Below are 19,492 nucleotides of genomic sequence, written 5' to 3'. Positions count from 1 at the left end.
TCCAGACGGAAGAGGGAAGAACAGGGCCCGCAGCTTATCGTCCTGCCAGACGGCGCGCCTGGTCAAAGGTCGCCAGGGACACCCCGTTGCCAGACAGGATGAGGGCAATCGTCTGACCACGCACGTCGAGGCCATGCTCGGCCAGGGCGGCGAGGCCCACCGCCGCGGCCCCTTCCACCAGCAACTTCTCGTGCTCGAGGATGTCGACCATGGCACGGGCGATGGCGGCTTCCGAGACCTGCAGGTGATCGTCCATCACCTCGCGCACCAGGGCCAGGGTACAACGGTTGCCGCGCCCGATGCCGCCCCCCAGCGAGTCGGCGAGGCTCTCGACCTCCTCCACTTCGACCGGGCGGCCGGCCTGCAGGCTCGCCGACATGGCCGCCCCCTGCGACAGGCTCACCCCGGTGACGCGGGTCGCCGGGCGGATCGCCTTCACCGCCGCGCCGATGCCGCCGAGCAGCCCGCCCCCCGAGAGCCCGACGATGACCCTGTCCAGCTCCGGTTCCTCCTCCATCAGTTCCAGGCCGATGGTGCCCTGGCCCGCGGCGATCCAGGGGTCGTCGAAGGGCGGGATGGGCGTCATGCCCTGCTCGCCCACCAGCCGCTCCACCTCGCTGAAGGCCTCGTCCTGGCTCCGGCCGACGCGCCTGACCTCGGCCCCCAGGGCTTCGATCGCGGCCACCTTGTTCTGCGGCACCAGCCGCGAGAGGCAGATCACCGCCGGCACGCCGAGGCGTGCGGCCGCATAGGCCACCGCCCGGCCATGGTTGCCGGTGGAGGCCGTGGTCACACCGGCGGCCAGGGATTCCCGGCCATGCCGCTCGATCAGCGCGGCGATCATGTTGGTGGCACCGCGCAGCTTGAAGGCGCCGGTGGGCTGGCAGGTCTCCAGCTTGAGGAGAATCTCGGCCTCGAAGCGCCGTGACAGTGCAGGCGAGCGGACGAGCGGCGTACGCACCACCTGGCCGGCAATACGCCGGCGGGCCTGGTAGATGGCGTTCAGCGAAACGCCATGTTCGGGATCCGACATCGGCACCTCCCGTCAAACGGCATCGCCGCGGGACTGGCCCGCGGCGATGGTCATGCCTGTCAAGCGTTTCAGGCGACCTGGATGGCGCCCTCGCGCACCAGCGCGTCGGCCACCTTGTCCACCCCACGGCGGGCCCTGGCGACGATCTCGTCCACCTCGTCGCGGGTGGTGATCAGCGGCGGCGCGAAGCCGAGGATGTCGCCCTGGGGCATGGCCCGGGCGATCAGGTTCTCCTCCAGCAACGCGGCCGCGATGCGCGGGCCGACCTTCAGGGCCGGGTCGAAGTGCTCGCGCCTCTCCGGGTCGGCGGAGAACTCCAGGGCCGCCAGCATCCCCACGCCGCGCACGTTGCCGACGATGGGGTGGTCGCCGAACGCCTTGGCCATGGCCTGCTGGAGGTAGGCGCCGGTCTGGGCGGCATTCCCGGTCAGCCCCTCGCGCTCGATGATCGCCAGGTTGGCCAGGGCCGCTGCGCAGCCCAGGGCGTGGCCGGAGTAGGTCCAGCCGTGGCCGATGGGGCCGTACTCGCCGGTGCCCTGCTCCAGCACCTGCCAGACGCGGTCGCCGACGATCACGCCGGAGAGCGGCTGGTAGGCGCTGGTCAGGCCCTTGGCCACGGTGATCAGGTCAGGCTTGATGCCGTAGAAGTGGCTGCCGAAGTCGGCGCCGATGCGACCGAAGCCGCACACCACCTCGTCGGCGATCAGCAGCACGTCGTACCTCGCCAGCACCGCCTGGATCGCCTCCCAGTAACCCTCCGGGGGCGGCACGATGCCGCCGGTGCCCAGCACCGGCTCCCCGATGAAGGCGGCCACGGTCTCCGGGCCCTCGGCCAGGATCATCTCCTCGAGCTTGCCGGCGCAATGCTGCGAGAACTCCCGCTCGGTCATGCCCTCCTGCTCGGCGGCGCGGTGGTAGTAGTACGGCGCCTCGGTATGCAGGATGCCGGCCATGGGCAGGTCGAACTGGTCGTGGAATGCCTTGAGCCCGGTCAGCGAGCCGGTGGCCAGGCCCGAGCCGTGGTAGCCGCGCATGCGCGAGATCACCTTCTTCTTCTGCGGACGCCCCAGCACGTTGTTGTAGTAGCGCACGATCTTGAGCTGGGTCTCGTTGGCGTCACTGCCGCCCAGGCCGTAGTAGACCTTGGACATGCCGGGGCCGGCGAGCTCGAGGATCCTCTCGGAGAGCGCGATCTGCGGCTCGTTGGAGTGGCCCACATAGGTGTGGTAGTAGGAGAGCTCCAGGGCCTGCTGGTAGATGGCCTCGGCCACCTCGGTACGTCCGTAGCCGATATTGACGCAGTAGAGCCCGGCGAAGCCGTCGATGAACTCGCGGCCGTCCTTGTCACGGATGGTGATGCCCTTGCCGCCGGTGATCACGCGGCCCGGCGCATCGCCATGGGCGAAGTCACGCAGGTGGGTGGAGGCGTGGAAGGTGACCTTGCGGTCGCGGTCGATCAATTCCTTGTGCTGCTGGCTCATCGTGTTCTCTCTTCTCCAGGACCCCGCCGCAGCGGGAAGATATTCAAATTCGTATGTCGCTGCCTGGAGCCGGTATGAGCCCTCTCGCGATGCCCAAGGACGAAACCCTGGGGCCACGCTTGCGGCTTGCGCGTCGGACCGGAACAAGGTCCCTCTTGCCGGTCCTCGATCGACATCCCTGTCGATCGCCGCGCGCCGCTACGCTTGCCCCAGCGCCCTTGGGTAGATATCGCTCGATGGCCCATCCCGGCCCCGCGGCTGCCAGGCCGGAGCGCAGCAAGCTCAACTACCCGATACGGAGCCCAGGGCCCCCAGGCAGTAGTACTTCGTCTCCAGATACTCGTCGATGCCGGTCACCCCGCCCTCGCGGCCGAGGCCGGAGTGCTTGACGCCGCCGAAGGGCACCGGCGGGCCGGTCATCTTCACCGAGTTGACGCTGACCATGCCGAACTCCAGCGCCCGCATGATCTTCCAGATGCGGCGGATGTCGTGGGTGTAGATATAGGCCGCCAGGCCGTACTCGGTGTCGTTGGCCATCTCGATGACCTGGTCATCGTCCGCATAGGCGGTGATGCCGGCCACCGGGGCGAAGCTCTCCTCGTGCCAGATCTTCATGTCGTGGGTCACCCCGGTGAGCAGGGTGGGCATGAAGAAGTTCGGGCCCGGCGCCAGGGTCTGGTCGCCGGCCACCAGGGTGGCGCCCTTGGAGATGGCATCGTCGACGATGGCCGCGGCCTTCTCCACCGCCTGGCGGTGGATCAGTGGCCCCAGGTCGATCTCGCTCTCCAGGCCGTTGCCCACGGTGAGCGCCGCCATGCGCTCGGCGAAGTGCCCGACGAACTCGTCGTGGATCGACTCGTGGACCAGGATGCGGTCCGCGGCCAGGCAGTCCTGTCCGGCGGTCTGGAACTTGGCCGCCACCGCGGCGAAGGCCGCCTCCCGGGGGTCCATGTCCGGCCCGACGATGAAGGGGGCATTCCCGCCCAATTCGAGGGAAACACGCTTCACCGTGTTGGCGCACTGCTCCAGCAGCAGGCGGCCCACCCGGGTGGAGCCGGTGAAGGAGAGCGCCTTGACCCGGTCCTCGCCGCACAGGATGCGCGACACCTCCGGGGGGTCGCCCAGTACCACGTTGAACACCCCCGCCGGGATCCCGGCACGCTCGGCCAGTTCGGCCAGCGCCAGGGCCGAGAAGGGGGTCTCGCCGGCGGGCTTGACGATCACCGTGCAGCCGGCCGCCATGGCGGCGGCGGCCTTGCGGGTGATCATCGCCAGCGGGAAGTTCCACGGGGTGATCAGGGCGGCGATGCCCACCGGCTCCTTGATGGTGCCCAGCGCCGCATTGGGAATATGGCTGGGGATGGTCTCGCCGAAGGTGCGCTTGCCCTCCTCGGCGAACCAGCGCACGAAGCTGGCGCCGTACTCCACCTCGCCGCGGGCGTCGGGCAGCGGCTTGCCCTGCTCCAGGGTCATGATCGTGGCCAGGTCCTCGCGGTTGGCCTGCAGCAGGTCGTACCAGGCCAGCAGGCGCTCGCAGCGCTCGTCGACACGCAGGGCCCGCCAGTGCACGAAGGCCGCCTCGGCGGCGTCCACGGCCTCGAGGATCTGCCCGGGTTCGAGCCAGGGGATATGCCCGATCGCCTCACCGGTGGCCGGGTCGAACACGGTCTCCTCGCGGCCACCGTCGCCATGTGTCCACTTGCCGTCGACATAGGCGTACTGGCGGAACAGACGCGGATCATCCAGGGCCTTGGTCAGTGTCTTGGACAGTTTCATGCGGGACCTCCCCTTGCACACCGGCATCGATGCGTGCCGGTGATGACGAAAACGACCGGCGGCCCGAAGGCCGCTCGATGGCATCATGGTAAGGGAGGTCGTGGGTCGGGACTTTCCGATAACGCCGCCGTCGGCGGCAGGAATTTTTGTCCTCGTCCGGGAAGTTGCCGTTTTTTCTGCGGCACCGCCGCCAGGGCCGCCGGAGCGGGGTCAGCCCTCATCCTGGCTGGCCAGGGCCGCCTCGGTGAACACCAGCAGCCCCAGCTCCGGTCGGTAGCCGTGGATCTCGGTGACGTCCAGCGCCTGCAGGAAGGCGAGGATCTGCTCGCTGACCACCTGCCCAGGCACCAGCACCGGGAAGCCCGGCGGATAGGGAATCACGAAGCTCGCCGAGACCGCCTCGCGCCCGCCACGCATCTGCGCCTGCAGTTCGCCGTTGTCAAAGCGCAGGTACTCGGTATTCTCCTCGTCGTAGCTGAGGAAATAGGCCCGGCGAATGTCCCCCTCCGGCGTGGCGCTCTCTACATCGGGGCGAAACGCATCGTGAAAGCGGCTGAAATCGGGCAGCGGCGGCAGCTCCTGGGTCAGGGAGTGGACGCGGTTCTCGATGATCTTGCGCTCCGGCCGGCTGCTGTCCTCCCAGAGGTTATCGAACTCCTTGGCCAGCTTGATCAGCACATCCAGCAGATAGGCGATGGAGCCCCGGGTGGTACCGATGTTGGTCATGAACAGTACGGTGTTGCGCGAGGTCTTGTTGATCTGGATACCGTACTTGTTCATCAGGTATTCGTTCTTGAAGGTATCGCCATCGATTCCGGTGGTGCCGATGGCAATGGTGATGCGGCTGGGGTCGACCACGAACTCGTCCCGGGCCCAGGCTTCCTCCATCTTGTTCCAGCCCGTGACCGAGTCGTAGTAGGACTCGACGCCGGATTCGCGGTACTCCGCCGGCACCATGTCCTTGTTCTTCAACACCCGGAAGTATTTCTGCAGCAGCGGGTGGCTGTAAAGCTGCTCGCGCAGCGACAGCGCCGCCTCGACCTGGGCATGCACCAGCTCGAAGCCCTCCATCTCGGCCTGCATGCGGCCCACGTCCAGCGAAGCGACGATCTGGTAGTTGGGCGAGGTGGAGGTGTGGGTCATGTAGGCCTCGTGGAACGGCGCCTCCACCCGCTGACGGAAGTCCTGATCCCAGACATGGATCATCGAGCCCTGGCGCAGCGAGGTCAGGGTCTTGTGGGTGGAGTGGGTGGCGTAGGTGCGGATGCGCACCGCGTCGGGGTCGGGCAGCAGGCGACGGTCGAGCCAGGTGGCATCGTCGTCCGGGTCCAGTGCGTCGAACTCGGCCTTCCAGGCATCGTACTCCTCGCGGTAGGCCTCGCTACGGTAGCGGTCCCGCAGCGTACGGGCGGCATGCATGGCGGTCCGCGGCCGGTAGGTGGGGTTGAAGGAAGCGAAGGCGAACCACGCCTCGTCCCACAGGAACACCAGGTCGGGCTTGATCGCCAGGCACTCCTCCATCACCCGCCGCACGTTGTAGACCACACCGTCGAAGGTACAGTTGGTCAGCAGCAGCATCTTGACCTTGTGCAACTGGCCAGCCCGCCTGTACTCGAGCAGCGTCTTCTTGATCTCCCTCAGCGGCACCGCCCCATACATCGAGTAATCGTTCAGCGGGTAGGAGTCGAGGTAGCTGACATGGGCCCCGGCCAGCACCATGCCGTAGTGGTGCGACTTGTGGCAGTCGCGGTCGATCAGCACGATGTCCCGCGGCTTGACCAGCGCCTGCACCACGATCTTGTTGGCCGTCGAGGTGCCGTTGGTGACGAAGAAGCTCTGGCGGGCGCCGAAGGCACGGGCGGCATACTCCTGGGCCTTCTTGATCGGCCCGTAAGGCTGCAGCAGGGAGTCGAGCCCGCCGGAGGTGGCCGAGGTCTCGGCGAGGAAGATGTTGATGCCGTAGAAGTCGATCATCTGTCCCGCCCAGTGCGAGCGGGTCACCGACTTGCCCCGGGAGATCGGCATGGCGTGGAAGACGCCGGTGGGCTTCTTGCTGTACTCCCGCAGGGCATCGATGAAGGGGGTGCGGTAGCGGTTGTCGATGGCCCGCAGGATGGTGTGGTGCTGCTCGATGTAGTCGGTCTCGCGGTAGAAGATGCGGTTGAAGTAGCGGATGTCGCGGCTCGCCGTGGCCTCGACGTCGCCGCTGGTGACCAGGAACTGGTCGATCTCGGGGCGCAGCTCGTGGATCATCGAGCTCAGCAGGATACTGCGCTCTGCCTCGGTCTGGTTCTCGAGCTCCTTCTCCGACAGCCCCTCGAGGTAGTTGCGCAGGGCACTCAGGTTGTACTTCGACTTGTAGGGGAACTCGTAGCGGATCAGGCAGGCCTGGATATTGGGATTGACCAGCACCGCGATCAGGGCATCCTCGAAGCTCCTGACCGTGACCACGTCGTAGACGAAGCGGTCCTCGGGACGCCGCATGTTGTGGAAGGCCTCGCGGACGACCTCCTCCTCCTGGGCCGAGAGGTTGTCGACGATCAACAGCTCGAAGTAGGGCTGGGCCGAGCTGTTGGAGGCCGGGTGGCCGCGCCTGAGCTGGGCCAGGGCATCGAGGGTCTCCAGGTCCTCGGCATCGGCATCGGTCTCGCTCAGGTCGACGTGGCGGCGGCGATAGGACTCGCTGATCAGTGCCCGCACCAGGCGCTTGACCACCTTCTCCAGCAGCACGTACTCCTCGCGGTCGAACAGCGACCAGAGGTGTCGAAAGTCCTCCTTGGAGGGAAAGGCGTGGTAGTCCTCGATGATCTCCAGCCGGGTCAGCTTGACGTCGATGGCCTTGACCAGGTTCTTGGCCCGGCCCTCGTCACCCAGTCGCACCAGGATGCCGAGGTCACGCTTCAACGCGTTCCAGGTGTCGGCGCGCAACTGGGAGATCTTGTGGTAGAAACCCAGCGCCGTGTAGGGAGTTTCCGTATAGCTTGTCTCTTGCATGACGACACCCGCCTCCTGGTGTTGTTCTCGATGATGCTGGTGGTCGGTGCCCTGCCACGGCGTCACCGTCCTCAGCCGGTAGTCAGATGTCGCGAACCGTAACGGATCGCCAGTCGCTCCTCGGGAAAGTCGTCGAAGGAAAGGTCCAGCCACTTGCAGGGCCAATGGAACTGGGCGCGGCCGGACCGGGGGCGATAGACCGCGGTGTAGACGGTGCCCAGGCCGCGCTGGTAGTCGTGGCGGAACAGCGGCGGCGAGAGGAACGCCGAGATCAGCCGTCCCTCGGTGGTGGCCTCGTCGTCCACCAGGATCGACAGCTGGCGCTCGCGGATCAGGGTCTCGGAGGCCAGGGCGTGGGCATACCACTCGATCTTCTTCTGGTGATTGGTAGCCACCGCCACCCGGCGGATGCTGGCGCGACGATCCGGGGCGATCATCGCCGTGATGTAGCGCCCGGCCGAGTCGGCCACGGTGATGTTGTAGGCCATGTGGGTCGGCACCCGGGCCAGCACCTCGGCGGCCTCGGGCACCGTGTCGCAGAACTCCAGGATATAGCGCAGGATGATCGGCGCGCCGAAGCCGTCGCCCACCACCTTGCGCCCCCCGAAGGCCAGCGAGACGGCGAGCCCCCGGTCGTTCAGGCCGTCGAGCACGCCCCACAGGCAGTCGGACATGGCGATCACGCGGCGCTCGTTCCAGTGGCTGTAGAGGATGGTGCCCTCGCACAGCTCCGGCGGGTAGTCGTAGTTGCGCGCCAGCACGGTGGACGAAGGCCGCGCCAGCACCGCCTGGGAACAGCCGGTGATGTAGGGCGGCGGCCGATAGAGGCTGAGCAGGCGCGCCGCCAGGTCGCCGCCACCGGCCAGCTCGCAGAGCGCCTTGTAGGTGTCCACCAGCTCCGGCATGTGGCGACGCAGGGCGTTGTAGCAGGCGAGATACGCCGGCCGCTCGCGCTCTCCCTCGCTCAGGTACCACTGCTCGTAGGCCGGCCAGTGGTAGTCGAACAGCGACCGCCACTTGGGCCCCGGCGCCGACTCGCGCACGGTGTGAAATACCAGTGTCTTGTCCATGGCACACTCCGCCCCGCCGCCATCGGCCGGCGGGGCTGCATCCCCGCTCAGAGAATCTTGAAGTTGCCACCACCGACGGCATGGCTGACGGCGACCTCTTCCACCACCGGGTCCTGCAGCGACTGCCCGGCATACTGGCCGTGAATGCCCTCGATCCAGGCCTTGGCGCGTTCGGTGAGCTGGAAGTCGTCGTCCATCAGCCGGCCGCGGGTGATCAGGATGCCGAGGTCGGCGCCCTCGTAGCGGAAGTCGCCGGCACCGCTGATGCGCAGGAAGAAGGCCTCCTGCTCGTTCTCGGCGGCGTGGGGGTGGTAACTGTAGTGGTCGTAGGCAACGCTGCCGTCGGCGGCCATCTTCCACACCCCGGTGCGCGGGGCCTGGGTCAGCAGGTCGACGCTCTCGTCGGTGTGCTTGATCACCAGCTGGCTCCAGCTGTCGACGCTGTCGGGGTGCGACCAGCGCTCGTTGATCTCCTCGATGTCCAGCTCGAAGTCGACGTCGGAGAACTCCAGCAGGTGGAAGAGGAACAGTGGGATATCGGAGTGGGCGAAGGCCGCCACGTTGGTCAGCGAGCTGGCCCCGGTGACACGGGGGTTGAGCTCGCCGAGATAGACCTCGCCGTTGTCCATGTCGATCAGGAAGTCGAGCTCGAAGTAGCCGCGATAGCCCTCCTCGCGCAGCGCCTCGCCGAACTTGAAGGTGTACTCCCGGGCCTTGTCGCGAATCTCCTGGGTGAAGGCGCCGGCGAACATCTCGTTGCCGCACCAGCCCCCCTTGTAGGGGGTCAACGACTTGAAGCCCACCAGCTCGGTCATCAAGGGCCCCACCACGGTGCCGCAGCGGGTAGCACAAGCCTCGATGGCCGAGCCGCGGCAGTTGATGCGCTTCATGATCTTGACCTCGGGCTCGGCCTCGATCTCCTCGGCGTGCTTGTAGTAGTCGTCCTCGCTGGCGATGAAGAAGGTGGTGTGGCCGGAGTCGCCGAAGGCGGTCTGCACCACCAGGTCGCTGCCGAGCTCCTGGCTCACCTCCAGCAGTTCCTGGTAGCTGCCCACCCTGGCCAGCACGTTGGGCACGCTGGGCACGCCGGCCTTGTTGCCGATGCGCACCGTCTCGATCTTGTTGTCCATGCGGTTTCTCAAGGCCGCCGGCGGGAAGGCGACCTTGAGCCCCAGCTGTCGGCACACCTCCTCGGTGTGCTCGTCGAACATCAGGAAGGCGGCGGTGCCGGCGTTGTCGCCAGAGGCCCTCGACTGGATGAAGTCGATGACCTCCTTGTGCTCGAGCAGGTAGTTGTTGATGTCCTCGATGCTCTCGAAGTCCCGGGGAAACTTCTCCCTGGGCACGAAGACGTTGCGCTGCTGGCCGTCGAAGCAGTCGATGTAGTTGATGTGACGGAAGGTCCCCACCCAATCGCCGATACCCAGCAGATTGAAGTTGGTGGCCGAGATGAAGTAGATGGGCTCCTTGTTGTTGCGGAAGTGGCGGCGAACATCGGCAATGGTTGTTATTCTGCTCATCGGGGTCGCTCCATCGGTGGCGGAAACGGGCTCGACTGGGGCCGGCACCACATCACGGGGCGCGGCACGCAAGCTCTCCTCTTGGCTGTCTCCTGTTCCGGGCGGGCGGATCAGGCGGCGCAGGGCCCGCAACAAGCGCTCCAGCATGGGATCTCCTCGTCGGCTGCGCCGCCCGCGGCGGGGTCAGTACTCCTCGACGTCGGCGCGAACCGGCTTGGCCAGTGGCCCCAGGGTATCGAGGAAGGGGGTCGATCCGGTCTCGTGGCGGTACACCGAGAAGTCGACACGACGGTCACGAAAACTCTTCAACGGCTGGCCGAGGCCGCGTAGCCCGGTCTCGCGCTCGCGACGCACCCGGTTGAGGTCGACCTCGATGGGCATGACCTCCTCGCCGGTACCGGCCTGGTGAATGACGTCACCCGAGGGGCCGACCACGATGGAACGGCCGTTGCCGATGGCGCCGGCGCCGTTGATGTCGAAGAAGTAGCACTGGTTGACCGCGGCATTGGTACGGGCGATGGAAAGTTCGATGTCGCGGTCGATGGTGTCGGTCATGGTGGGGTGCAGGATCACCTCGGCCCCCATGGCGGCCAGGGTCCGGGTGGTCTCGGGAAACCACATGTCGTAGCAGATCGACACCCCGAAGCGCCCCACGTTGGGCACATCGAAGGCGACGAACTCGCTGCCGCTCTCCACCCCGGCCTCGTAGGGACGGAAGGGGAACATCTTGCGGTAGCGGGCCACGACCTGGCCGTGGGGATTGATCACCGAGAGGGTGTTGTAGACCCGGTCACCCTCCTGCTCGAACATCGAGCCCGGAACCAGCCAGATGCGGTGCTGCTCGGCGATCTGGCAGAACAGCGCCTCGGCGTTGCTGGGCATCGGCTCTGCATGGTGCGGCGAGGCCCCCATGGGCATCAGCTCGCTGAAGACGACCATCTGCACCTGGGGGAAACGGCTCATCAGCACGTCGATCCGGTGGCGCATGGCCTCGGTATTGTCGCCGTGGTGCAGCGCATACATCTGAACCCCGGCAATCGTGAAATAGGACATGGGCATCTCTCTGCGTCAGGCGATCTCGAACACTTCCAGGGCGCTGTCAACTATCCAACAAACATGGCCGGCACCATCGGGAAGCACGCCGGCGGGATCGCCCGGCATGGGTGAGCCGATGCTCAACCCTCACGCTCAAGCTTAAGACAGAATCCGTCGACGTGAAATCAACGCTGGGGTTTCGCTGGCCAGATCCACCACGGGGATGGCCCCGTGGGCCCATGGCCTCACGCGAAGTCGCCGGGGTCGAAACCCGGCGAGGGGCGTTTCACCGACTTGGTGACGATATAGGTGAAGTAGCGCTCGATGCCGACATCACCGGTCAGCCAGGCATCGATGAGCCGCTGGTAGGCGTCGATGGACTCTGCCTCGACCTTGATCAGGTAGTCCACCCCACCCCCTACCGCCACGCATTCGGTGACTTCCGGTGTCTCCTGGACCAGCGCCTCGAAACGGGCGAAGCTCTCGGCGTTGTGAGCCTTGAGTTCGATCTGCACCCATACCGGCGTGCGCCGCAGGAGGACATCGGCATTGATCCTGGCGCTGTACCCCTCGATGATACCGGCCTTTTCCAGCCGCCGTACCCGCTCCCAGCAGGGACTGACCGAGAGATTGATCGCCTCGGCCAGCTTCGACTTGGTGATGCGTCCATCCCGGGAGAGGATCTCGAGAATCTTCAGGTCATAGCGATCGAGCTTCATGCGTTTCCTGTTCCTGAATGTGGCGGGCCCGTTCAGCCCAGCGAATCGACGACTTCGGCGATCACCGCAATGGTGTCTCCCATGTTGACCTGCGCCGGGAAACGCCGCGCGGCCAGGATCCCGTCGCGCCCGGCGCGATACTCCACCGGCGCGGCGCCGCTGCGGGTCATGTCATGGACCCGGGCAATCACCTGCCCCTTCTCGACCCTGTCGCCGAGTGCCAGGGTCAGCTCGAGCAGGCCGCTGTGCTCGCTCTGCACGTAGCAGCTGGCATCGGGCATGTCGAGGTAGACCTGGGGCGCCTCGGGCATCTCCACCTCGCCGTCGACCAGCCCGTAGTGGATCAGGAAGTTGCGGATACCGCGCTCGGTGATGGCCAGGCTCTCCGGGGTGGAGGTACCGCCGCCGCCCAGCTCGGTGGCGACGAAGACCTTGCCCTGGCTCTCCACCGCGGTGTCGAACAGCGCCGCGGCGTCGAGCTCGAACATCATCATGGCATAGGGGGCGCCGAAGGCCTTGGCACCCTCCAGGGCCTGGCGCTGCTGCTCCGGGTCATCGAGCACGTGGGAGGCGGCGAAGGGGATGATGTCCAGGGTGCGCCCGCCGGAGTGCAGGTCGAGCACCACGTCGCACATCGGCACCATCACCCGCGTGAAGTAGTCGGCGATCTTCTCTGTCACGGTACCGTCCGGGTCGCCGGGGAAGCTGCGGTTGAGGTTGCCGCCGTCCATGGGCGAGGTGCGCTTGCCGGCCATGGCCGCCGGCACGTTCATCATGGGTACGATGATCACCCGGCCCTGCACATCCTCGGCCTCGAGCGAGGTCGAGAGCTTCAGCAGCGCGGTGATGCCCTCGTACTCGTCGCCATGGTTGCCGCCGGTGAGCAGGGCCGTGGGCCCCTCGCCGTTCTTCACCACGGTGACGGGGATCATCACCGCCCCCCAGGCCGACTCGTCGGTGGAGATGGGCAGCTTGAGGAAGCCGTGCTGGACGCCGTCGGCGGCGAAATCGACGGTGGCGCTGATGGGGCTGGGACGCTTGGTCATGGTTGGAAACTCCTTGTTCTGTGTTTGCCGACAAACGCTCGGGGCTGTTCCGGCGATAGGCCCCGATGTGTCGGACCATCAGGGAGGCGCTGTGAACCCATCCCTGGGCGCTACCGATGCCATCCATGGCATAGGACCTCCCTTCCGGCCTATCCCCGGCGCCCCTCGCTGTGGCCGTTGCCGCTTTCTCTCAGCGCACGAAGAGCTGGCGCGGGAAGTTGGCCAGGGTCTCGCAACCGGTCTCGGTGATCAGGATGCTCTCGGTGATTTCCAGGCCCCAGTCGTCCTCCCACAGGCCCGGCATGAAGTGGAAGGTCATGCCCGGCTGCAGGATGGTCTCGTCCGAGGGGCGCAGGCTCATGGTGCGCTCGCCCCAGTCCGGCGGGTAGCTGATGCCGATGGGGTAGCCACAGCGGGCGCCGCCGCGGTCGAAGCCGTACTTGTCCATGGCCGCACCCAACGCCATGGCGATGTCCGCGGTACGGTTGCCGGGCCTGGCCACCTCCAGGCCGTTCTCGATGCCCTCGAGCAGCGCCGACTCGGCGCGCACGAACTCCTGGGGCGGCCTGCCCAGGAAGACCGTCCGCGACATCGGCGCATGGTAGCGCTTGAAGACCCCGGCGATCTCGAAGAAGGTACCCTCGCCCTCGCGGAACGGCGTGTCATCCCAGGTCAGGTGGGGGGCGGCGGCATCACTGCCGGTGGGCAGCATGGGCACGATGGCGGGATAGTCGCCGCCGTAGATCCTGCCCTGATCGTCGCGCCAGCCCTCGATGCCGACCCGGTAGATCTCCGAGACCAGCTTGCTCTTGGGCAGGCCCGGCTCGATCACCTCAAGGATCCGCGTGTGCATGCCCTCGACGATCTTCGCCGCCACCCGCATGTACTCGATCTCCTGGGGGGACTTGATGGCCCGGCACCAGTTGACCAGGGAGTTGGCGTCCATGAAGCGCGCGTGGGGCAACTCGCGCAGCAGGCTCTGGTAGGCCTTGGCCGTGAAGTAGTAGTTGTCCATCTCCATGCCCACCACACCCTCGTGCCAGCCGCGATCGGGCAGGATGGTCTGGGCGAGGTAGTCCATGGGATGCATGTCCGGATTCTGCACGTAGTAATCCGGGTAGTAGGTGATGTTGTCCGGATCGATCCAGCAGGTGCGCAGGGCTCCGTTGGCATCCATCCGTCGGCCGTACCACACCGGCTCACCCTCCAGGCCGACCAGCACGCACTGGTGCACGTAGAAGGACCAGCCGTCGTAGCCGGTCAGCCAGGCCATGTTGGAGGGGTCGCTGACGATCAACACGTCGATGCCACGGCTGGCCATCTCGGCACGCACCTTCCACAGGCGACTTGCATACTCCTCACGAGTGAAAGGCAGGGAAACCTGGATCATGGGCCACTCGCCATCGAATCTCATCACCAATAACCGGCCGTCTCCACCAGAAGGGCCGGGCCGCGGGGGGCGGGCACTGGCAAGACTTGCTATGCCGTCATGATAATTGTCATGATTAGCTGCAATCCAATGCATGACAATTGCCAGTCAATGCCGCTAGAGCGGATACTAGCACCACTCATTGGCTGGCGGTCAAAGGCTTTATTGCATCATGACAATCGATCTGACTCCCTACCTGACCGACGCAGGCCCCAAATACCTGGCCATCGCACGGGCGCTGTCGGAAGCGATCCGCCAGGGAGACCTCACACCTGGCACTCGGCTGCCTCCCCATCGCCAGCTGGCCGAGTCCCTGGGCGTCAGTGTACAGACCGTGTCGCGAGCCTATGCCCAGGCCGAGAAGATGGGTCTGGTCCAGGCCCGCATCGGCAGTGGCACCTGGATCAACGCCCTGGACGATGCCCGGGAGTCGGCCTACCTGCGTGGTCATGAACCACGCCAGGAGCACCCCCTGATCGACCTTTCCATCGCCCACCCGGTCTGCCCGCCGGGCCATCACCTCCGCTTCCGCCAGGCGTTGGCCGAGCTGGCGGAGCATGCCAGCCCCGGGGTGATCACCGCCAACAGGCCGATCGCCGGGCTGCCGCACCAGCGTGAACGCGCCAGCACCTGGCTCGCCACTCGCCTCGGGGTGCCGGGCGATGTCGACGACCTGATCCTCTGCAACGGTGCCGCCCACGGTCTGATGCTGGCGATCTCCACGGTGGTCCAGCACGGTGACCTCGTGCTGACCGAGGCGCTCACCGACCATGGCCTGATCGCCCTGTCGCGCACCCTGGGTTTCCAGCTGCGCGGCGTGACCATCGACGACGAAGGCGTGATCCCCGAAGCGCTGGACATAGCCTGCCGCCGCTTCAAGCCGCGTGCCGTCTGCCTGACCCCCACCCAGCTCAACCCCACGGGCGCCACCATGGGCGAGGCCAGGCGCGATGCCGTGGCCGAGGTGCTCGAGCGACATGGCGTATGGTTGATCGAGGATGACGTCCATGCCCTGCTGGAAGCGCCGGGGCTGACCCCACTGACCGCGCGGATTCCCCACTTCGGCTTCCATGTCACCAGCCTGACCAAGGTCACGGTGCCGGGGCTGCGAGCGGGCTACCTGACGGTGCCCCGCGGCCAGCTTCACCACACCCTGCCGCGGATGCGCGCCACCACCTGGATGGCCACCCCGCTGACCTTCGAGCTCGCCCACCTGTGGCTGGCCGACGGCAGCGTCGAAGCCCTCGCCGGCGAGCAACGCGAACTGCTCGGCGAGCGCCAGCGCCTCGCCCACCGCCTGCTGGGCCACCACCCCTTCGTCTCGCGCCCCAGCAGCCTGCACCTGTGGATCACCCTGCCCGGCGCCTGGCGCGCCGAGGAACTGCAGCAGCATGCCGAACAGGAAGGGCTGGCCATCACCACGGCGGCCCCCTTCATGGTGGAGCAGACCCCGGCGCCGCGGCGCATTCGCGTCAGCCTCGGGGCCGAGCCGGACATCGCCCGGCTCGACGAGGGGCTGACCCGGCTGGCCGGCTTGCTCGACGAGGCCCCACCACCCATGATGCAGATCGTGTACTGACGCAACGACCCACCAGAAGGACCCGACATGCGCGTATTGCTCCATATCGACGACGCCGAGACGTGGCGCGACGCCCTGGCCGAACGCCTGCCGGGGGCCGAGATCATCACCAGCGATGCCCCGGCCGAGGCGCGTCGAGATGTGGACTACCTGGCGGCATGGAAGCCCCCCGCCGAGTTGCTGCGCGAACAGACGCGGCTCAAGGGCATCGTCAACCTGGGGGCCGGTGTCGATGCCCTGCTGGGCAATCCCGGCCTGCCGGAGGGCGTCCCCATCGTCAAGCTGCGTGATGCCGGCATGGCCGAACTGATCGGCGACTACGTGCGCTACGGCATCCTGCACTTCCAGCGCGACTTCGACCGCTACCGTCGTCAGCAGGCGCACCGGGCGTGGCGCGAGCATGCCGTGACCGACAAGCGCGACTGGCCGGTCGGCGTCCTCGGGCTCGGTGCCATCGGCGCCAGGGTGGCTGCCACGATCGCCGCCGACGGCTTCCCGGTGCATGGCTGGAGCCGCTCGCCCAAGTCGCTCGACACCATCAGCTGTCACCACGGTGATGCCGGGCTCGACGCCCTGCTGGGTCGGGTGCGAACCCTGGTGCTGCTGCTGCCCGATACCCGCGAGACCCGCCACCTCATCGATGAGCGGGCACTGGCCGCACTGCCGGAGGGGGCCAGCCTGATCAACCCCGGCCGCGGCACCCTGATCGATGAGCAGGCCCTGCTGGCTGCCCTGGGCGAGGGCGAGAGCGAGGGTCGCCTGCGCGGCGCCATCCTCGATGCCTTCCCCACGGAGCCGCTGCCGGCCGACAGCCCGCTGTGGTCTCACCCACGGGTCTGGGTCACGCCTCACATGGCCGGCCCCACCCCGCTCGGGGAGGCCCTGGACCAGGTGGCCGAGACACTGCGTGCCTTCGAGGCCGGCGAGCCGGTGGACACCGTCGATCCCGGCGCGGGCTATTGAATCTCCGCCACCTTGATCGCATCCCTACAAGAAAGGCAATGCAGGCTATAGGCTGGGAGTGAGACCCATCGACCTCCTGGAGGTGCATGATGACGACCCGAGTCAACTATGGTCCCCACGACGCCCTGCTGGTCATCGACCTGCAGAATGACTTCTGCGAGGGCGGCGCCCTGGCGGTGGCCGGTGGTGCCGCCCTGGTGCCGGGCATCAACGCGGAGGTCGACGCGGCCCGGCGAGCCGGTTCCCTGGTCGTCGCCTCCCGCGACTGGCACCCCATCGACCATGTCAGCTTCGAGCACCGCGGGGGCCCCTGGCCGGTCCACTGCGTGCAGGATACCCGCGGTGCCGCCTTCCATCCGGACCTCACCCTGCCCGAGGACACCATACGGGTCAGCAAGGCCACGGCCTTCGACCGCGATGCCTACTCCGCCTTCGACGACACCGGGCTGGCCGAGTACCTGAAGGAGAAGGACATCCAGCGGGTGATCGTCTGCGGGCTGGCCCTGGACGTCTGCGTCAGGGCCACGGCACTGGAGGCGCGCCAGGCCGGCTTCGACACCCTGCTGCTGGAACACCTGAGCGCGGCGGTGGATCCCGGGGCCGCCGAGGACTGCCGGGCGGAATTCGAGGCTGCCGGCATCGAGGTCCAGTCATGAGCGATCCGGTTCCCGTCCAGGTGGATGATAGCGACCTGGCACTGCTCACCGACCTCTACCAGCTCACCATGCTCCAGGCCTACTGGAAGGAGCAGATGCAGGAGCGGGCCACTTTCAGCCTCTACTTCCGCAAGCTGCCGCCGACCCGGCGCTTCATGCTCGCCTGCGGCCAGCAGCACGCCGCCGCCCTGGCCAGCCGGCTCCGCTTCACGACGTCGGCGCTTGCGCGGCTGGCGGACACCGGGAAATTCGACGACGCCTTCCTCGACTGGCTCGCCGGCTGGCGCTTCACTGGCGACATCTGGACCCTGCCCGAGGGCACGCCGGTGTTCGAGAACGAACCACTGCTGGAGGTGGACGCCCCCATCGCCGAGGCTCAGTTGCTGGAGAGCCTGATCATGAATATGGTGCAGCTCGAGACGGTGCTGGCCTCCAAGGCGGTGCGCATCGTGATGGCGGCCCGGGGACGGCCGGTGGTGGACTTCGGCATGCGCCGCATGCACGGTGTCGACGCCGCGGTGCGCGGGGTACGCGCCTATCGGACCGCCGGACTCGCCGGGACCAGCAACGTGCTCGGGGGCCTGCGCCACGACCTGACGCTCAACGGCACCATGGCCCACAGCTACATCCTCGCCCACGACAGCGAGCTGGAAGCCTTCCGTGCCTTCGCCCGACACTATCCGGGCACCACCCTGCTGGTGGACACCCATGACACCCTGGAAGGGGTGAACAAGGTGATCGAACTGATGCGCGACGACCCCGAGCTGAGCGTCAGTGCCATCCGGCTCGACTCCGGCGACCTGGGCGAGCTGGCGAAAGGAGCCCGGGCGCTGCTGGACGAGGCCGGCCATCCCGACGTGAGCATCGTCGCCAGCAGCGGGCTCGACGAGCACCAGATCGACACCCTGCTCGAGGACGGCGCCCCCATCGATGCCTTCGGGGTGGGCACCCAGATGGGCGTGGCCGCCGACGCCCCGGTCATCGACCTCTCCTACAAGCTGGTGGAGTATGCCGGCACACCCCGGGTCAAGCACTCGCCCGGCAAGATCAACCTGCCCTGTCGCAAGCAGCTCTATCGGCGCCGCGATGCCGAGGGGCGCTACGCCGGGGACCTGATCGCGCTGCGTGACGAGCCCATCGACGATGGGGAACCGCTGCTGGTGCCGCTGGTGCAGGCGGGACGGCTCGACGACGCGGAAATGGCGAGGGCGGACCAGGCCAGGGAACGGGTGGCGGCCTGCCTGGAGCACCTGCCCGTCGAGCTGCGACTGCTCGCCCCGGGCGAGACCCGCTATCCGGTCGAGCTCAGCGAGGGCCTGCGGCGCCTGCAGTCGGAGACCTGAGCCGCCAGGCCAGCACGACCCTGGCGCCGCCAGGCGACGGGCGGCGAATGCGTCCGTCAAGGCGTGCACCATGCGAGATATCGGGGCCACCGGCAAGGCACTGCCTCGCCGCGAGGCAGGCGGACCGCGGTACTACAGCATGGCATTGAACCGCTTGAGCCAGGCCGGATGGGCCGGCCAGGCGGGGGCCGTGACCAGCTTGCCGCTGGCCACGGTCTGGTCGACCTCGATCTCGGCATAGTCGCCACCGGCCAGGCGCACCTCCGGCGCACAGGCGGGGTAGGCCGAGACCCGATGCCCCTCCAGCGACACCGCCGCCGCCAGCAGCTGGGCACCATGACAGATCGAGGCGATCGGCTTGTCATGCTCGAAGAAGTGGCGAACCATCTCCAGCACCCGGTCGTCGAGACGCAGGTACTCCGGGGCACGTCCCCCCGGTATCACCAGACCATCGTAGTCGGCGACCTCGACCTCGGCGAAGGTGGCATTGAGCGTGAAATCGTGCCCCGGCTTCTCGCTGTAGGTCTGATCGCCCTCGAAGTCATGGATGGCGGTGCGGACCTTGTCCCCCTCGCGCTTCTCGGGGCAGACCGCATCGACATCGTGGCCCATGGCCTGCAGCGCCTGGAAGGGCACCATGATCTCGTAATCCTCGACGAAGTCACCGGCAATCAGCAAGAGTCTGGCCATGGGAAATCTCCTCGATGAACGGTCGAGACGAAGCTGTCGCGACCCGCTGACGAAAGCGTAGCAGCCCGCCGAACATGCCGCCCGCCAGGGACACCGGGGAACCCCGACGCGGTCCCGGGGCTCACACGCCTGTCGTCCCCTTTCCTTCACTTCCTTGC

Annotated in this window: 15 protein-coding genes; 4 read left to right on the top strand and 11 right to left on the bottom strand. The window is 67.1% G+C overall.

Annotated elements, in window-relative coordinates; translation table 11 throughout:
- Nucleotides 1-34: 34 nt before the first annotated feature.
- The 10 genes from eutB to doeA all read right to left on the bottom strand — a co-directional run bounded on the left by eutB (nucleotide 35) and on the right by doeA (nucleotide 14,064).
- Complete coding sequence (gene eutB / locus ACOMD9_RS16415) at nucleotides 35-1,033, bottom strand: hydroxyectoine utilization dehydratase EutB (protein WP_421417027.1); 999 nt, start codon at nucleotides 1,031-1,033, stop codon at nucleotides 35-37.
- A 68-nt stretch (nucleotides 1,034-1,101) separates the two neighbouring features.
- Nucleotides 1,102-2,514, bottom strand: coding sequence for an aminotransferase (locus tag ACOMD9_RS16410; RefSeq protein ID WP_421417026.1), 1,413 nt, complete (start codon nucleotides 2,512-2,514; stop codon nucleotides 1,102-1,104).
- A gap of 282 nt (nucleotides 2,515-2,796) precedes the next feature.
- Nucleotides 2,797-4,290 carry an NAD-dependent succinate-semialdehyde dehydrogenase gene (locus ACOMD9_RS16405; protein WP_421417024.1) on the bottom strand — a complete coding sequence of 498 codons (1,494 nt, stop codon included), beginning with the start codon at nucleotides 4,288-4,290 and terminating at the stop codon, nucleotides 2,797-2,799.
- A 210-nt stretch (nucleotides 4,291-4,500) separates the two neighbouring features.
- The gene (locus ACOMD9_RS16400) at nucleotides 4,501-7,284 is read right to left on the bottom strand and encodes an aminotransferase class I/II-fold pyridoxal phosphate-dependent enzyme (RefSeq protein WP_421417023.1); all 2,784 of its coding nucleotides are present in this window, start codon (nucleotides 7,282-7,284) and stop codon (nucleotides 4,501-4,503) included.
- A gap of 71 nt (nucleotides 7,285-7,355) precedes the next feature.
- The gene (locus ACOMD9_RS16395; RefSeq protein ID WP_421417022.1) at nucleotides 7,356-8,354 is read right to left on the bottom strand and encodes a C45 family autoproteolytic acyltransferase/hydolase; all 999 of its coding nucleotides are present in this window, start codon (nucleotides 8,352-8,354) and stop codon (nucleotides 7,356-7,358) included.
- Between the two features lie 47 nt (nucleotides 8,355-8,401).
- Entirely contained in the window at nucleotides 8,402-9,874 is a 1,473-nt protein-coding gene (locus tag ACOMD9_RS16390; RefSeq protein ID WP_421417020.1) for a biotin carboxylase, read from the bottom strand.
- A gap of 183 nt (nucleotides 9,875-10,057) precedes the next feature.
- Entirely contained in the window at nucleotides 10,058-10,927 is an 870-nt protein-coding gene (locus ACOMD9_RS16385) for a carbon-nitrogen hydrolase family protein (protein ID WP_421417019.1), read from the bottom strand.
- 227 nt (nucleotides 10,928-11,154) lie between these two features.
- Entirely contained in the window at nucleotides 11,155-11,628 is a 474-nt protein-coding gene (locus ACOMD9_RS16380; protein WP_421417018.1) for an Lrp/AsnC family transcriptional regulator, read from the bottom strand.
- A 32-nt stretch (nucleotides 11,629-11,660) separates the two neighbouring features.
- Nucleotides 11,661-12,674, bottom strand: coding sequence for a N(2)-acetyl-L-2,4-diaminobutanoate deacetylase DoeB (gene doeB / locus ACOMD9_RS16375; RefSeq protein WP_421417017.1), 1,014 nt, complete (start codon nucleotides 12,672-12,674; stop codon nucleotides 11,661-11,663).
- A 190-nt stretch (nucleotides 12,675-12,864) separates the two neighbouring features.
- Nucleotides 12,865-14,064, bottom strand: coding sequence for an ectoine hydrolase DoeA (gene doeA, locus ACOMD9_RS16370; protein ID WP_421417016.1), 1,200 nt, complete (start codon nucleotides 14,062-14,064; stop codon nucleotides 12,865-12,867).
- A gap of 211 nt (nucleotides 14,065-14,275) precedes the next feature.
- On the opposite strand from doeA, the gene ehuR reads away from it, so the two are divergent.
- From ehuR to ACOMD9_RS16350, 4 genes are all read left to right on the top strand, one after another.
- Nucleotides 14,276-15,682: a MocR-like ectoine utilization transcription factor EhuR gene (gene ehuR / locus ACOMD9_RS16365; RefSeq protein WP_421417014.1), complete on the top strand. Its 1,407-nt coding sequence runs from the start codon at nucleotides 14,276-14,278 to the stop codon at nucleotides 15,680-15,682.
- A gap of 27 nt (nucleotides 15,683-15,709) precedes the next feature.
- Complete coding sequence (locus ACOMD9_RS16360) at nucleotides 15,710-16,645, top strand: 2-hydroxyacid dehydrogenase (protein WP_421417013.1); 936 nt, start codon at nucleotides 15,710-15,712, stop codon at nucleotides 16,643-16,645.
- A gap of 86 nt (nucleotides 16,646-16,731) precedes the next feature.
- On the top strand, nucleotides 16,732-17,301 hold the full coding sequence (locus ACOMD9_RS16355; RefSeq protein WP_421417011.1) for an isochorismatase family protein: 570 nt from the start codon (nucleotides 16,732-16,734) through the stop codon (nucleotides 17,299-17,301).
- Nucleotides 17,298-18,644 (top strand): nicotinate phosphoribosyltransferase, encoded by a 1,347-nt coding sequence (locus ACOMD9_RS16350; protein ID WP_421417009.1) that lies wholly within the window; start codon nucleotides 17,298-17,300, stop codon nucleotides 18,642-18,644. The genes ACOMD9_RS16355 and ACOMD9_RS16350 overlap by 4 nt, the downstream gene beginning before the upstream one ends.
- 132 nt (nucleotides 18,645-18,776) lie before the next feature.
- Here the strand turns inward: ACOMD9_RS16350 and ACOMD9_RS16345 are convergent, their stop codons facing one another.
- The gene (locus tag ACOMD9_RS16345; protein WP_421417007.1) at nucleotides 18,777-19,334 is read right to left on the bottom strand and encodes a DJ-1/PfpI family protein; all 558 of its coding nucleotides are present in this window, start codon (nucleotides 19,332-19,334) and stop codon (nucleotides 18,777-18,779) included.
- Nucleotides 19,335-19,492 lie beyond the last annotated feature (158 nt).

Origin of the sequence: Halomonas terrestris (assembly GCF_049166755.1) — a bacterium.
Lineage (GTDB): Bacteria > Pseudomonadota > Gammaproteobacteria > Pseudomonadales > Halomonadaceae > Halomonas.
Note: the sequence above shows the minus strand (reverse complement) of the source record. Positions and strands in the feature narration are given on the sequence as shown.